This window comes from Methylobacterium sp. J-077 (assembly GCF_022829365.1).
Classification (GTDB): Bacteria; Pseudomonadota; Alphaproteobacteria; order Rhizobiales; family Beijerinckiaceae; genus Methylobacterium.
The window spans coordinates 16,989-30,503 of record NZ_JAKSYJ010000069.1 but is presented as its reverse complement, the minus strand read 5'-3'; the positions used below and the strand labels follow the sequence as shown (position 1 = coordinate 30,503).

Sequence of the window (13,515 nt, the reverse complement as noted above, 5' to 3'; positions counted from 1 at the left end):
CCACCGACGCGGGCATCGCCCCGTCCTCCGAGCCCGCCGGTCAGCCACCGAACGGACCCCCGAGGAGCGCCCCGGGATCGCTCCCGAAGCACCGAAGGACAGGTGACGGCTAATGAGCACAAAATAGGAACATTGTCAAGGGGGAGGGTCGGGCGTTCGGCTTGCCCGTCATCGCGAGCGCGGCGACTGAGTGGGTGGGATCTGAAGCTGGGTATCGTCTGCAATGGGTGCAGAGCGGAAACCCCGCGCTGGCATTCGGGCTTGCTAAGATCGAATCTCGGAACGCTGACACTCGCCGCGCTTGTGGGAAGGTTGTTTCGTGCGATCTTTCTACTTCATGTCGTATTGTGGATTAAATGGGTCTTAAATTGATCCTGGTTCTTGGAAAACAATTGTTGCATCTTCGAGACTGGCAGCGCCTGGACTCAACCGCCACAGGGGAAATTCATTGCACAACCCAGTGAATGTCTCGCAATCTCACTGAGATTCATCATGTGGTGGATTATAAATTCAGATATGGCTTCCGCTTTGTGACCATTTTATCAACGCGGGTTAAATTCTCACGCCATAAAGCCGCATCTTGTTGTATCGTCGACAAGTTTGAGACCAAATCTTTCATTTTATCCAATGAAAAAGGCGGGTTTGGGCAAAAATACGGAGTCAAAGGCCTATTCGCGTAATAATTAAAGAACAACGCCCTACGATTTTTTCCTGTGGCAGGCTTGCCTCTGTGATAAAACTTGAATGTGTCGCAGAGTATCACAGTTCCTACCGGGCCGGTGAAGGATGTGATTTCGAATTTGACCTTGCCTTCGTTTTGAAGATTTACCAATTTCTGTTGCTTAAACCCCCGTAATTTTTCAAAATCCGAGGATGTCTGATGCAAATGAAGAATTTCCAGAGGTCCATCGTCGTCGCCAACATCATTGAGATAGACAGCGACCTTTACCATCGGATTATCTTCGCTATCCTTATGCCAAGTTCGCGCACCTCTTTCTAAACCGTCAGCAACAGTGAAAAATATATCAACTCCTCCATACGCGACGGGAAGCTGCAGGTAATGCTCGACAATCCTCAACAACTTGATATCCAGCCCGGCACGGAAGACCGTTTCAAATTGATCTATCAAAGCAGGCTTGGCACTCAGTAATCTTGTAATATCGATATTTCTTCCCGTCTCAAGATAATTCCGCTCCATCAATTCATATATATCGCGGCTCGCTGCCTGAAACCTTTCCGCCCCGAAGAATTCAAACAGGTTTGAATTGGTTGTGCAAAATCCATGATCTTTCAAAGCATGGGCAAGCAGCGTTTCTTCATTTTCCAATGCTGGTAGATTGTGACTATGCGCTTTGATGGAAGATAACCGATCATTGTTCGCCTTGCGCTTGATCATATCAATTGAATATATCAAGTGTATTGTTTTAGACGGCCACTGCGCAATTCGGTGAACTATTTTTTGTATCGTAGTGATGATCTTTCGCACTGCTTTCATGGGACGCTCAATCTTTTGTGATGTCAAAGCGCGCTCTGGATTAGGCGGTGCTGCAAATTTCTTGCCATTCATGGTCCTATAGCATGTATTTTTGTAACGTTTTTATTTGTAATATGCTGCCTGTAAAGCGCAAGGTTTTTATTTTTATGACACATGTCAAGTTCGAATCGACGCTGCATAATTTAATTCTGAATTCGGCTATCGTTACCTCTGACATGCCCCGGATGGATCGGGGGACGATAAAATCCCGCGCATGCGGGGCCGCTCGACCGGATCGTCGAAATCAATCTGTCGCTGTCGGTAATTACCGGTCCTCATTGCCAAGAAAACCGTCATTTTTCGGACATGTCTACTCGAACGACCGCTCGGGGTCGGCGGCGGACGGTAGGGTTCCTCACACAGGTACTCAGTGAAAATCCCGGCTCGGATACATCCGCCGATCCGGAGGCGCCCCGAAATCCGTGGTCTCGGGCGGCAGCCGCATCCCGGCGGCGCGCAGGTCGCGCAGGGACTCGGTGAGGTCGCGAAACCCCTCGGCGACCAGATGGACCACGCCGCTCGCCCGCTGCACCCGGCCGCGCACGGCGAGGAACCGGGCCTGCATGGCGGCCCGGCGGTTGGCCTCGAACACCGCCTTCCAGATGATCACGTTGGCGATTCCGGTCTCGTCCTCCAGGGTCAGGAACACCACGCCCTTGGCGGTGCCCGGCCGCTGGCGGATCAGCACCAAGCCCGCCACCGTGACCCGGGCGCCCTGGGGCAGGGCCGGATCGCAATGGGCCCGGGCCGGGATCGCGCCGATCCGGGCGAGCCGCCCCCGGAAGAACGCCACCGGGTGCCCCTGCAGCGACAGGCCGGTGGCGGCGTAATCCTCGGCCACCGCCTCGGACAGGGGCAGCGCCGGCAGGTCCACCGCCGGCTCGTGCCGGAACAGGCCGTCATCGGCGTGCCAGGCGAACAGCGGCAGGGGCGCCTCCAGCAGGTGGCCGCGGCGCTCGGCGCCGTCGGCCTTGGCCGCCCTGCGCGCCGAGGTCCCCTCCAGGGTGCGGACCATCCACAGGGAGGCGCGCCGGTCGAGGCCGAGCGACCGGAAGGCGTCGGCCTCGGCCAGGCGCTCCAGGGCGTTGCGGGGCAAGGCGAGGGCCGCCTGCAGGCCCTCGATGCTGGCATAGCCGTTGGCCCGCAGCCGCACGAGCCGATGCATCGCGGCCTCGGGCAGGCCGCTCACCTGCCGCAGGCCGAGGCGCACCGCGTGCCGCTTCGGATCCCCGGCCGGCTCCAGGGTGCAGTCCCAGGCGCTGGCGTTGACGCAGACGCCCCGCACCTCGACCCCGTGGGCGCGGGCGTCGCGCACCAGCTGGGCCGGCTTGTAGAAGCCCATCGGTTGGGCGTTGAGGATCGCCGCCAGAAACACGTCCGGGTGCCGGCACTTCATCCAGGCCGAGGCGTAGACGAGCAGCGCGAAGCTCGCCGCGTGGCTCTCCGGGAAGCCGTAGGTGGAGAAGCCCTTGATCTGCGCGAAGCAGCGCTGGGCGAAATCCGCCGGGTAGCCGCGGCCGGTCATGCCGCCGACGAACTTTTCCTCGAAGCCGCCGATCGAGCCGACATGCCGGAATGTCGCCATCGCCCGGCGCAAGCCATCGGCCTCGGCCGGGGTGAAGCCGGCGGCCGTGATGGCGATCTGCATCGCGTGCTCCTGGAACAGCGGCACCCCATAGGTCTTGTGCAGCACCGTGTGCAGCTCGTCCGCCGGCCCGTGATCCGGATGCGGGGCCGGATAGACCACCGGGTCGATCCCCGAGCGCCGCCGCAGGTAGGGATGGACCATGTCGCCCTGGATCGGGCCGGGGCGCACGATCGCGACCTGGACCACGAGGTCGTAGAACTCCTTCGGCTTGAGGCGCGGCAGCATCGACATCTGCGCCCGGCTCTCGACCTGGAACACGCCCACCGAATCGGCCTTCGCCAGCATCGCGTAGGTCTCGGGATCCTCCGGGGGCAGGTCGGCCAGGGTCTCGTAGAAGGCGCCGTGGTCCTTCTCCAAAAAATCGAGGCCGCGCTTGAGGCAGGTCAGCATGCCCAGCGCCAGCACGTCGACCTTCATCAGGCCGATCGCGTCGATGTCGTCCTTGTCCCACTCGATGAAGGTCCGGTCCGCCATGGCGCCGTTGCCCACCGGCACGGTCTCGTCGAGGCGGCCGCGGGTCAGGATGAAGCCGCCGACATGCTGCGACAGGTGGCGGGGAAAGCCGATCAGCTGGTGCGCGAGGTCGAGGGCCTGCCGGAGCATCGGGTTGTCGGGGTCGAGGCCGGCCTCGCGCACGTGCTTGTCCGGCACGTCCTTGCCCCAGGAGCCCCAGACCGTGTCGGCGATCGCGGCGGTCACGTCCTCGGTGAGCCCCAGGACCTTGCCGACCTCGCGGATCGCCATGCGCGGGCGGTAATGGATCACCGTGGCGCAGAGGGCGGCCCGGTCCCGGCCGTAGCGGCCGTAGAGGTGCTGGATCACCTCCTCCCGGCGTTCGTGCTCGAAATCGACGTCGATGTCGGGGGGCTCGCCCCGGTTCTCGGAGATGAACCGGGCGAACAGCAGCCGGTGCTTGGACGGGTCCACGGCGGTGATGCCGAGGCAGAAGCACACGGCGGAATTGGCCGCCGAGCCGCGGCCCTGGCACAGGATCCCCTTGCTCCGGGCGAACTCGACCACGTCGAACAGGGTCAGGAAGTAGCGGGCGTATTTCATCTTCGCGATGAGCCGCAATTCGTCGTGCAGGGTCGCCTCGACCGCGGCCGGGATGGCGCCGGCATAGCGCCAGAGCGCCCGCTCCCAGGTCTTCTCCTCAAGGTACTCCTGAGGCGTGCGCCCCGGCGGCACCGGCTCGTCGGGATATTCGTAATGCAGCTGCCCGAGGGAGAAGCCGCAGCTCTGCGCGATCTCGACGGTGCGGGCCAGCGCCTCCGGATGGTCGGCGAACAGCCGGGCCATCTCGGCGGGGGGCTTCAGGTGACGCTCGGCATTGGCCTCCAGCCGGTAGCCGGCCTCCCCGATCCGGCATCGCTCGCGGATGCAGGCCACCACGTCCTGGAGCGGGCGCCGTTCGGGATGGTGGTAGAGCGCGTCCGAGACCGCGACCATGGGCGCCCCGGAGCGTTCGCCCAGCTCGGCCAGCAGACCGATGCGGCGGCGCTCGTCGCCGCGCCGCGCGTGGCTCGCCCCGAGCCAGGTCCGGCCCGGGGCGGCCGCGGCCAGGGCTTCGAGCCGGCCCAGAAAACCGTCCGGGGGGCGCAGGCGCCGGCCCGGCGGCATCGCGATGAACATCTGTCCCTCGGCGGCCTCCAGCATCTCGGCGAAGGTGAAGCGGCACGCGCCCTTGCGGCTGCGCCGGTTCCCTCGGGTGAGCAGCCGGCAGAGGCGGCCCCAGGCCGGCCGGTCCGCGGGATAGGTCACCGCCTCGAACCCGTCCTCGGTGACGAGGCGCACGCCGGGCAGGACGCGGATCTTCGAACCCTCCGCCTTGAGGGCCTGCGCCGCCGCATGCGCCCGCACCACCCCGGCCACGGTGTTGCGGTCGGCGATCCCGATCGCAGCGAGCCCGTAGGCCGCGCCTTGCACGACGTATTCCTGCGGATGCGAGGCGCCGCGCAGGAACGAGAAATTCGTGGTGAGGGCGAGCTCGGCGTAGGCGGGATCGCTCACGCGAACACCCCGTGGACGAACCAGGCGGCCGGGCGGCCGGGGGCGTGCGGCCCGTCGCGGTAGAGCCAGAGCCGCCGGCCGGCCGCGCACTCGACCCGGTAATAGTCCCGGGCCGCGCCGGGGGCGTGCCACCACTCGGCGGCGATCCGCTCCGGCCCCTCGGCATGGACGATCGCGTGGATCCGGGCGCGCCAGCGGAAGCGCCGGGGCGGCCCCTCGGGCACCGTGGACAGTACGTCGAGGGCGGCCTCGCCCCGGGGGAACAGCACCAGGGGCCGGGGCGGGAGGTGGTCCGGCCAGGACGTCGGGGCGCGGGTCAAGGGGCTATGGGACTCACATGAATCCGGTTGAGGCTCGGGTCCCCTCTCCCGTGCGGGAGAGATCTGCTCTCGCAGAGAGCCGGGTGAGGGGTGCGACCTTTCCGGAGAGCCCTGGTCCCTCACCCCAACCCTCTCCCGCACGGGAGAGGGGGCGCGTCGCGACTTGCGCGAGGCGCTGTCCGAACATTGGAGCGTCCACGGAAGAGTATGGTCGGCCCGCTCGGGGATGTGGCTCGCCCGCGCCCCGAGGCGCAGGAGCGGCCGGCCGAGGCGCTGCGCCAGGGCGTCCGCGAGGGCGTCGATGCCGTCGCCCTGGGGCGCCGCCCCGAGTTCCGTCTGGCGGGCCGACAGGGCGCCGGTCACCGTCACGGTAAGCGCCACGGTCTCGAAGCCGAACCCGGCATCGAGGCCGGCGCCGAGGCGGTCGAGGCGCAGGGAGACCAGGGCGGCGACGCGCTCGGGACAGCGCTCGGGCCGGGACAGGCCGAGATCGAGGACGCGCATCACCCCGTCGACCCGGTGCAACACGAGGCGCAGGGCGCAGGCGCCGAGCCCCTCCCGCTCCAGCCGGGGGGCGATCTCCGCCATCAGCAGCCGGGCGGTGACGACGATGTCCGATTGCCGGCCGATCGGGTCGAGAAAGCCGCGGGCCGCCCGGTACGCGGCCTCCTCGGTGAGCGGCGCCAGGGGCTCGGGGCGGCGGCCCATCGCCTGGTCGAGACGCAGCAGCAGGGCCTCGCCGAAGCGGCGGGCCAGAGGCCCCCGGGCCAGGGCATCGACCTCGCCGACCCGGCGCAGGCCGAGACGCCGCAGGCCCGAGACCGTGCCGGGATCGAGGCGCAGGGCCTCCACGGGCAGCGCCCGCAGGGGCTCCGCTGCCCCGCCGGGGGGGACGATCACCCGGTCGGAGGTCCCGTATCCTGCCAGCGCGAAGGCGCCGCCGGGCGTGTCGGCGAGCGCGATCCGGGCGGGGATTTTTGACCGCGCCAGGCGCCCGGCGAGGTCGTCCACGAGGGGCCCCTCGCCGCCGCGCAGGTGGCTCGCCCCGGCGACGTCGATGTAGAACCCGTCCGCCGCCTCGGCCGGCCCGAACGGCGCCACCCCGGGAGCGTAGCCCTCCGCCCAGCGGCAGAGCCGCAGCAGGGCCGCCCGGTCGGATTCGGGATCGGCGGGATGAACCTGAAGCGGCACGCCGATCCGCGCCCGGACCCGGCCCAGGGGCTCGCCCGGCCGCAGACCCAGGGCGCGGGCCTCCGGGTCGAGGGCGAGGAGCCGCAGGCCGCCGGGCCCCTCGGCCGCCACCGCGAGGGGGCCCCGGTCAGGCGCGAGACCGGCCCGCCGCAGCCGCGTCACAGGCCAGTGGCTCAGGCAGACGCAGACGATGCGCGGCATGGTCCCACTCCAGAAGCCAGTCGCCGCCGCGGCCGTTGCGGCAGCGCTCGAGCCGCGCTCGCCAGCGCGGGTTGTCCAGGGTGCCGAACCGGTCCCGGCCGGCCGGCGCCGAGGCGATCCGCCAGCGGGTAGCGGCGCCGTTGGGCAGCCCGGCCTCGGCGGGGCGCAGGATCAGCAGGAGCGGCGGCGCGGTGCCGTCCGCCCCTCCTTCGGCGGCGAGTTGCAGGCGCCGGCCCGGCTTCAGCGGCAGGCCGTCCGCGAGCAGGCCGACCAGCACCGGCAGGGCGCGGGCGTGGAGCGCCGCCTCCAGGGCGCGAAACACTTCGGCGTCGCTGCCTCCCTCCAGCAGCAGCAGCCGGGCCGGATCGAGGCCGAGTCCGGCCAGGCCGTGGCCGTGGGGCAGGGGCTGGCTCGGCGCGGCGGCGATCAGCGCCGCGCCTCGCGTGCGGGCGAGCCGGCCGGCACAGAGCGCCAGGACGAAGCCCAGGGCCGCGACCGCGTCCGCGGGCTCCATCGGGGCGATCTCGTGCGGCGGCCCGAGGGCCAGACCGCCCCCGGGTAGATGCGCGTCGATCCCCGCCAGGCCGAGCGGCAGGACCGGGCGCGGCGCCGCCGGGCCGCCCGGCCCCGCGAGGTGCGCCCGCAGGGCCGCCAGCCGCTCCCGGGGGCTTCCCGAAGCGGGATCCCGCCCGGTCTGGTTCGTAGGGTCCAGCCCCATCTCCGCGTGCTCCGGTCATGCCGGATGATAGGAACATAACAGGAACATGCTCAAACCGTTTCCGCAGCTTCGCGGAATCGGATGCCGGCCCAGCGGCTTGGCCTGTGGATGGGTGTGGACGCGTGTGGAATCAGCCCGGCCGCCCGCGACCAAAGCTGCGGTTGACCGGGCTCGCGACCACAGACCGCAAGTCGTGTAGCGCGCAAAATCGAATGGCATTCTGCGCAAGTTCGGATGTCATCACCTCCGGATCCCGGCCGGGCGGCTTGAACCGCGGTTGTAAGGGGTCGGTACGGCTGGACCTCCGTCTCCACCGTCGTATCCCAGCCGAAGTCCGGGACCACGGCCGAGAGGTGCGTCTGCCGGGCGATCAGGGTCAGGGCGTAGACCCGTACCTGGCCCTGATCGCCCATATCCAGCACGCTGCTGCCGCGCCGGGGGACGCCCGGGTCGACGGCGAGCCGCACCGTGGCGCCGGCCTTCTGGGCCGCGCACCAGCGCTGAAGGCTGCGCAGGGTCAGGTTCGGGACCTGCGCCCGGACCCAATCGGGCAACGCCAGGCGCCCGGACCGGTATTCGGCCACGCAGAGGAGATCGCAAGGAAGGCGGGGCATCGCGGCCGCGGCGAAGATCCGCTCGGCCGCCGCCAGGATGGCGAGGCGGGCGTCCCGGGTCTCCGCCGCGTCGTCGCGCAACGCGCCGGCTGCGGGCTCGGCCTCCGCGGAACCCTGCGCCACCGCCGCCACCGGCTCGCCGATCACCCGGGCAAGATAGGCCCGGCGCGCCTCCGGCGCCCGGATGCTGCTCTCGCACAATGACCGCTCTCCGCCGGAGACGATCGCCACCGACAAGGTTGGGCGCCTCAACTTCCAAGGGCGCTTGGCCTGGTACGGGCGGGCGATCTGATCGGGCTCGCCATTGGTTCCAGGGCGGAGCCGAACCTTCAGAACGGCACCGGGCGAAAGGCCCCGCGGCTTTATCTGCTCCGCGCAGGCCCGATCTGTCGCATGCCCTGACCGCGCAGCGTCGGTCCTCTGCGGCTGCTAAGCCCGGAACGTGTCCGTCGAATGCCGGCTGCAACTTTTCCCGACGGCATCAGACGGCGGTTCAACAATTTGTGATAGATCCGATAACCTCATAGACTAACAGCAACAGAAAATAGATCCGCTATCAAACATAAGTATTTGTATGTATAAACAATTTACTTACATAATGTCTTATGATCTTTTGCACGAATTTAGACGATATAAATCCCAATATTTTAGACTTTCAAATCATGGCAGATGATATTACATACTCAAGCCATGAAATACCCTTAATGTAAAAATTATACATATGCGGACCTTGTTTTCGACAGCTGCCCTGCATCCTCGGGACGCATTCGAGCGCTGGAAAGAGGCGCTGATCGACCAGGGCATGCCCGTCGAGCAGCAGCGGCTCGACGATACGCCCTTCAAGGCCAAGTTGACGGTTGCCCGCGTCGGCCCCCTCGTGATGACGTCCCTGGCGCAGGGAGCCATGCGCACCGAAGCGACGCCCAGTCTGATCCGGCGATGCGCAGACCAGGAACGGGTCGACGTGCTGATCAAAATCGCCGGTGTTTCGCGGCGGATCCAAGAGGGTCGGGAGAGTGTGCAGCGGCCGGGCGACCTCGTGGTGTACGACCGCCGGCCATCCACGCGGATATCGTGCGCCGACAGTCAAACTTTGGTTTTGGCCCTTCCGCGCAAGCGCCTGGAAAGCCTGCTCGGCCCCACCCGGCTCTACGCATCCCTGACGATCGGGGCGGATCTCGCGTCTACCCGTCTGGCGACGAGCTTCATCACCAACCTGATCCGCCTCCGCGATCAAATCCTGCCCGATGTCGCCACCCGCATGGCCGGCATCGGCACGGACCTGATCATGGCCAGCATCGCCGAGCGCCTGGCCAAGGAGGTACCGAGACCGTTGCACGGGACCGTCGTGGTCCAGCGCGCCAAGGCCCATGTCGAGGCGAATCTCGGCGACCCGGCCCTCGATCCGCCCCAACTCGCGGCCGCGACCGGCGTGTCCTTGCGTCGGCTTCAGGAGTTGTTCCACGCGCGCGGCCAGCACATCTCCGAGTACATCTGGCATCGTCGGTTGGAGGCGGCAGGCGAGCGCCTGACCGACCCGGGCAATGCCCATCTGCCGATCGGCACCCTGGCCTTCAACTGCGGCTTCAGCAGCCAGGCTCACTTCTCCAAGCGCTTCAAGGCGCAGTTCGGCCTGGCTCCGCGTGAGTACCGGCACGAGGCCCTGATGAAGGTTCCGTCGGCGGGTCGCGCGGGTCCGGACCTCGGCCTCGCAAGGCCCGAGGCGATCGGCGCTCCGCCCAGGCGGTGACGGCCCGGGCACGGGCGAACCAGTTCCGGCAGATGCGCGCGCCAGCCGGGCATTGACGCGGGTCTCAGCGGCCGGGACCCTCGTGATCCGGGCCGATGCCTGGGACTCATCCGGGGCGTCTGCAACGGGGGGACGCGGACCACCCGCCCGGAAGGCCCTCGATGTCATGGAGGCCCAGTTCATCGTCGAGGGCGGCTCTCCTCGTTCCTGGCCAGGCTGTCCTCGTCCTCGATGCGTCGGGCTATCTCCACGCCAAGGGCATAGAGCAGGATACGCGAGACGGCCTGCATTCCGATCGACCCGTGCCGGATCACTTGCTCGTGATTGGCGATGCAGGCCTCCGCCATCGCCTCGAATTCGTCAGGCATACTCGTCCTGCCTCCGGAGATCTTTGGTATGTTCAATACAACCAAAGAGGTTTAATGTGTATCATCTTTCGCCGAGAGATTGTACGAGGTGCGGTACCGTACGTATCCTGCCGGGTCGGTGCGACCTTTGGCGACCGGATTGCAGAGTGGGGCCGCCGCGGCAGGGAACTTGACCGCTAGAGCGCTCGCCGCCGAAGTGGATCCCGGTTCGGCGCAAGCGAGCCCGTTACATCAAAGGCTCAGAGCCGTTCCCCGTCGCAACGCGATCGGGAACGGCTCTAGCGGCGAAGACGACGGCATTCCTGGCCGAGATCGTCTGAGGCGGATAGCCATGGCGCTCGACGAGCCCGAGACGGCCTTCCATGACGGCGCAACCTTGGGCAGCGGCATCGCCGACACATGCGAGTTGCTGCGAATCTGGCAAGGTCTGGTGTGCGCCGTGGACCGCCGGGATGTGCTGGCTTTCGTGCGCACCAGGGCGGCGGCGTGACGAGCCATTCTTTGTCATAGCGGCGCAATCGGTTTTTCGGCCATAGATGACCCTCATCCTGATCGAACGCACGTCTCCTGACGCGAACCGAGGATGATCTATTGAATTCTTTCCAGCTCGTATTTTTCGGCGTGAATTATTACGTTTGATCTCCTCTAAATACTCTTCCCGCGCGTCGGCAATCCTCTGCGCCCGCCACTTTTGCGTCCCCAGGTCTTGTTCTTGTTACGCTCCTGATGCGGCCTTGCCAGGCCCTGTCAGACGGCGTGCTGCAAAGATCCGCAGCGGCGGTCTGGCGGCCCCCGTGTTATCAGGCCAAGACGTATGCCATCCGAACTTGCGCCCCCTCCGCGACACCGGAAGAGCCGATGGCGAGGCTAACGCTACGGAAAACGGTGATAAAATCCCGCCCGGTCCCGCGCAATCCTGGACAATCCCACCCTGCGTCATTGTGCCGACCGAACCTGCACGTCACAGAGACCGACACAGTCCGAGCATGCGCCCAGCCCTCGCCTTGACGATCCTGCTCGCCCTCTCGGGGCCAGCCTTCGCCCAGCAGCCGCAGGATCCCGGCCCCGCCCCATCCTCCGAGGCGCGCCCGCGCCCGGCCAGGCCGCGGCCCCGGCATGCGCCGGTCCCGAGCCAGCCGATCATGGTCTACGACGCCCGGATCGAGGCCGGCGACCTGCGGATCTCGGGCTCGGTGCGCAAGCCGGGGGCGATCGTCGTCCTGGACGACGACATCTCGATCCAGGCCGACCGGCGCGGACGCTTCACCTTCCGGGTCCCCTACCGGCCGCCGACCTGCGTGGCGACCCTCAAGGCCGAGCCGGACGAGCGCGAGGCCGTGATCGCGAATTGCGCCGCCGAGGGTCCGCCCGGCCCGCCCGGTCCTCAGGGCGCCGCGGGTCCGCCCGGGGAGGCGGGGCCGAAGGGCGATGCGGGACCGAAGGGCGACCAGGGACTCAAGGGCGAGCCCGGCGCTCCGGGACTCCCGGGGGCCAAGGGGGATCAGGGCGCCAAGGGCGAAGCCGGGATCAAGGGCGAGCCGGGATCAAAGGGTGAGCCCGGCCCGGTCGGCGGGGCAGGGGCCAGGGGCGAGCCCGGCGCGTCCATTCTCAGGGCCGTGCGCAAGTCCGACTGCGCGGGCGGTTGCACGATCACCTGCCCGTCCGAGGAGGTTCTGGTCACCGCCCACTGCCTCAACGCCGGCACCCCGGTCTATGACGGGGAGGGGGCCATCTGCCCGTCGGAAGCCTCGGGGATCGTCGGGTTCTGCACCCGGCCGTGAGCGCAGCCGGCGGCCTTATCCGCCGGTCTCGCCCAGCCAGTCCAGCATCCCGGCGGCGGCGGCCCGGCCGCCCGCGAAGGCGCCCTGGAGCAGGTAGCCGCCGGTCGGGGCTTCCCAGTCGAGCATCTCGCCGGCCAGGAACAGGCCGGGCCGGGCGCGCAGCATGGCGCGGTCGTCGAGGGCGTCGAGCCGGACCCCGCCCGAAGTCGAGATCGCCCGCTCGATCGGGGCCGAGCCGGTGAGGTCGAGGGGCGCGGCCTTGATCAGCCCGGCCAGCGCCTCGGGCTCGGCCGGGAGGCTTTGGCCGGCCGCCTCCCGCAGGAGGCCCGCGGCCACCGGGGAGAGGCCCGCGGCCTTGCGCAGGCGGGTCGCGGCCGAATCCCCCGGACGGGCGCCGGAGAGGCGGCGGGCCAGAGCGTCCCGGGTCAGGTCGGGACGCAGGTCAACGCGAAGGCAGGCGCTTCCCCGCGCGGCGATCGCAGTGCGCAGAGGGCGCGACAAGGCGTAGACCGCCCCGCCCTCAATCCCGGCCTCGGTGATCACCGCCTCGCCCCGCACGGCAATACCGTCGCAGGCGAGCGCCACCCGCTTGAGCGGTGAACCGGCAAACCGCTCGCGGAACAGGTCGGACCACGCCACGGTAAAACCGGCATTGGCCGGCTCCAGGGGTGCGACGTCCACCCCGAGCTTTTGGAGGAGCGGCACCCAGCGCCCGTCCGAGCCCAGCCGCGGCCAGCTCGCCCCACCGAGCGCCAGCAGGGCCGCCTGCGGCCGGATCTCGGCCGGGCCGTCCGGCGTCTCGAAGGCAAGCGTATCACCGATCGCCGTGAGCCGGTGGCGGGTGCGGATCCGGACCCCGAGCCTGTCGAGCCGCGCCAGCCACGCCCGCAGCAGCGGCGACGCCTTGAAGCGCGTCGGAAATACCCGCCCGCTCGACCCCACGAAGGTCGGCTCGCCGAGCTCCGCACACCAGTCCCGCAGCGCCTCCGGGGGGAAGGCCGCGATGGCGGCGTCCAAGTGGCCGGTCGGATGATAGCGCGCCAGGAAATCCGCGCGCGGCTCGCTGTGCGTGATGTTGAGGCCGCCGCGCCCGGCGATCAGCAGCTTGCGGCCCACCGATGGCATCCGGTCGTAGACCGTCACCGCACGGCCAGCCTGCGCCAGCACCTCGGCCGCGGCCAGCCCGGCCGGGCCGCCGCCCACGATGGCAATGTCTTGGGCGGTGTCCTTGATGTCGTCCGGCATCCGCCTGGAGAGCGGCAGGGCGCCCGTGCCTGTCAAGGCGCAAGGGCCGGGGAGGGGGCGAGAAGGAGGAGCCGTGCGCTGCGCGCCATGCAGGCTCACCGGCGATGCGGTGGGAACCAAACGCACCTACAGATA

The 13,515-nt window shown here is 67.9% G+C and carries 10 protein-coding genes; 3 read left to right on the top strand and 7 right to left on the bottom strand.

The window, feature by feature from the left end; genetic code table 11:
* Window positions 1-502 precede the first annotated feature (502 nt).
* The 5 genes from MKL11_RS04330 to MKL11_RS04310 form a co-directional block, all read right to left on the bottom strand.
* The gene (locus tag MKL11_RS04330; RefSeq protein ID WP_243940594.1) at window positions 503-1,567 is read right to left on the bottom strand and encodes a hypothetical protein; all 1,065 of its coding nucleotides are present in this window, start codon (window positions 1,565-1,567) and stop codon (window positions 503-505) included.
* A 334-nt stretch (window positions 1,568-1,901) separates the two neighbouring features.
* Window positions 1,902-5,192 (bottom strand): error-prone DNA polymerase, encoded by a 3,291-nt coding sequence (locus MKL11_RS04325; RefSeq protein WP_243940592.1) that lies wholly within the window; start codon window positions 5,190-5,192, stop codon window positions 1,902-1,904.
* On the bottom strand, window positions 5,189-6,904 hold the full coding sequence (locus tag MKL11_RS04320) for a DNA polymerase Y family protein (RefSeq protein WP_243940590.1): 1,716 nt from the start codon (window positions 6,902-6,904) through the stop codon (window positions 5,189-5,191). Before MKL11_RS04320 ends, MKL11_RS04325 begins: the two co-directional genes overlap by 4 nt.
* Entirely contained in the window at window positions 6,831-7,622 is a 792-nt protein-coding gene (locus MKL11_RS04315; protein ID WP_243940588.1) for an ImuA family protein, read from the bottom strand. The genes MKL11_RS04320 and MKL11_RS04315 overlap by 74 nt, the downstream gene beginning before the upstream one ends.
* Window positions 7,623-7,672: 50 nt before the next feature.
* Complete coding sequence (locus MKL11_RS04310; RefSeq protein ID WP_243940586.1) at window positions 7,673-8,437, bottom strand: hypothetical protein; 765 nt, start codon at window positions 8,435-8,437, stop codon at window positions 7,673-7,675.
* Window positions 8,438-8,957: 520 nt separating this feature from the next.
* Between MKL11_RS04310 and MKL11_RS04305 the strand changes: the two genes are divergently transcribed.
* On the top strand, window positions 8,958-9,986 hold the full coding sequence (locus MKL11_RS04305) for a helix-turn-helix domain-containing protein (protein WP_243940584.1): 1,029 nt from the start codon (window positions 8,958-8,960) through the stop codon (window positions 9,984-9,986).
* Window positions 9,987-10,165: 179 nt separating this feature from the next.
* On the opposite strand, the gene MKL11_RS04300 is transcribed toward MKL11_RS04305, so the two are convergent.
* Window positions 10,166-10,354: a hypothetical protein gene (locus tag MKL11_RS04300; protein ID WP_243940582.1), complete on the bottom strand. Its 189-nt coding sequence runs from the start codon at window positions 10,352-10,354 to the stop codon at window positions 10,166-10,168.
* A gap of 331 nt (window positions 10,355-10,685) precedes the next feature.
* Between MKL11_RS04300 and MKL11_RS04295 the strand changes: the two genes are divergently transcribed.
* Both MKL11_RS04295 and MKL11_RS04290 read left to right on the top strand, forming a co-directional pair.
* Window positions 10,686-10,844, top strand: a complete 159-nt coding sequence (locus tag MKL11_RS04295) for a hypothetical protein (RefSeq protein WP_243940580.1) — start codon at window positions 10,686-10,688, stop codon at window positions 10,842-10,844.
* Between the two features lie 496 nt (window positions 10,845-11,340).
* The gene (locus MKL11_RS04290) at window positions 11,341-12,135 is read left to right on the top strand and encodes a collagen-like protein (RefSeq protein ID WP_243940578.1); all 795 of its coding nucleotides are present in this window, start codon (window positions 11,341-11,343) and stop codon (window positions 12,133-12,135) included.
* A gap of 15 nt (window positions 12,136-12,150) precedes the next feature.
* On the opposite strand, the gene MKL11_RS04285 is transcribed toward MKL11_RS04290, so the two are convergent.
* On the bottom strand, window positions 12,151-13,380 hold the full coding sequence (locus MKL11_RS04285) for a TIGR03862 family flavoprotein (RefSeq protein WP_243940602.1): 1,230 nt from the start codon (window positions 13,378-13,380) through the stop codon (window positions 12,151-12,153).
* Window positions 13,381-13,515 lie beyond the last annotated feature (135 nt).

Excerpts from the sequence above, each read along its gene's own strand:
- MKL11_RS04330 (WP_243940594.1), bottom strand. The coding sequence starts at position 1,567 with ATGAATGGCAAGAAATTTGCAGCACCGCCTAATCCAGAGCGCGCTTTG.
- MKL11_RS04320 (WP_243940590.1), bottom strand. The coding sequence starts at position 6,904 with ATGCCGCGCATCGTCTGCGTCTGCCTGAGCCACTGGCCTGTGACGCGG.
- MKL11_RS04315 (WP_243940588.1), bottom strand. The coding sequence starts at position 7,622 with ATGGGGCTGGACCCTACGAACCAGACCGGGCGGGATCCCGCTTCGGGA.
- MKL11_RS04305 (WP_243940584.1), top strand. The coding sequence starts at position 8,958 with ATGCGGACCTTGTTTTCGACAGCTGCCCTGCATCCTCGGGACGCATTC.
- MKL11_RS04300 (WP_243940582.1), bottom strand. The coding sequence starts at position 10,354 with ATGCCTGACGAATTCGAGGCGATGGCGGAGGCCTGCATCGCCAATCAC.
- MKL11_RS04295 (WP_243940580.1), top strand. The coding sequence starts at position 10,686 with ATGGCGCTCGACGAGCCCGAGACGGCCTTCCATGACGGCGCAACCTTG.
- MKL11_RS04290 (WP_243940578.1), top strand. The coding sequence starts at position 11,341 with ATGCGCCCAGCCCTCGCCTTGACGATCCTGCTCGCCCTCTCGGGGCCA.
- MKL11_RS04285 (WP_243940602.1), bottom strand. The coding sequence starts at position 13,380 with ATGCCGGACGACATCAAGGACACCGCCCAAGACATTGCCATCGTGGGC.